This window comes from Brachyspira catarrhinii (genome assembly GCF_005518285.1).
Classification (GTDB): Bacteria; Spirochaetota; Brachyspiria; order Brachyspirales; family Brachyspiraceae; genus Brachyspira; species Brachyspira catarrhinii.
The window spans coordinates 1-1,095 of record NZ_SJDU01000569.1 but is presented as its reverse complement, the minus strand read 5'-3'; the positions used below and the strand labels follow the sequence as shown (position 1 = coordinate 1,095).

At 34.2% G+C, this 1,095-nt stretch carries 1 protein-coding gene; it reads right to left on the bottom strand.

All coding sequences use genetic code 11. The annotated features are described in order from the left end of the window. Window positions 1-413: 413 nt before the first annotated feature. A partial coding sequence (aroF, locus tag EZH24_RS12365) for a 3-deoxy-7-phosphoheptulonate synthase (RefSeq protein ID WP_137999358.1) occupies window positions 414-1,095 on the bottom strand: 682 nt, incomplete at its 5' end.

The following is a 1,095-nucleotide window of genomic DNA, read 5'->3' as shown; positions in this document are numbered from 1 at the left end:
AATTCGAGAAGTTTGATAGTCGATGCGACTGAAAGAGCATGTAGGTTTATGTCGGTTGATTTGTAAATTAAAATTAGCCATTTCAAGATAAAGCCTCGTTAATCTATTTTATATGGATTGCTTCGATAAATTTCGCGATGACAGTTTAAATATTACGAGGTTTTGTAAAAATCGAGACTATGCTTCCAATGAAGGGAAATGCATTATCATTACGAGCGTAAGCGAAGTAATCAGTAGAAAAAAATTTTATTATTTTAGATTACTTCGTTCGCTTACAGCGGGCTTTAGCCTCACTCGCAATGACTAATTTTATTTTTTAGTAACAATAATTTTTATCAATAATAAATTTTATATAATTTTGAAACTATTTAATATAATCAACCATTTTTATTACAATTTTTTAATAATATTATTTATTTAGTATAAACTCTACCGTTATGTTTCGCTTTTATTTTATCAACGGTTTCGCTAATCATATTCACGGCTTCCATTATCTCGCTAAATACTTCGGGCTTGATTGATTGAGCGCCATCGCATAAAGCATGCTCGGGGTCGTTATGAACTTCTATTATCATTCCGTCAGCTCCCGCAGATAACGCCGCTAAAGTCAAAGGCATCGCCATCCAAGATTTTCCGCTCGCATGAGACGGGTCGCCTATTACGGGTAAGTGGCTCATTCTCTTTATCATTGGAATCGCGCTTACATCGAATGTATTTCTCGTATAATTTTCAAATGTCCTTATTCCTCTTTCGCATAAAACAACATCGCTATTACCTTTATCTAAAATATATTCGGCGCTCATTAACCATTCTTCCATCGTATTTGCAAGTCCTCTTTTTAATAAAATCGGTTTCTTTAATTTGCCGACTTCTTTTAATAATTCAAAATTCTGCATATTTCTTGCTCCGATTTGAATCATATCAACCGTGTTATCGAATTCTTCCAAATGACGAATTGAAACGATTTCGCTTACTATTGGAATTCCAACTTCTTCTTTAACGAGTTTCAAAATTTTAAGTCCGTCCAAAGCCAAACCTTGAAACGCGTAAGGCGAAGTTCTTGGTTTGAAAGCGAGGAGCAGGTTATCAATATTG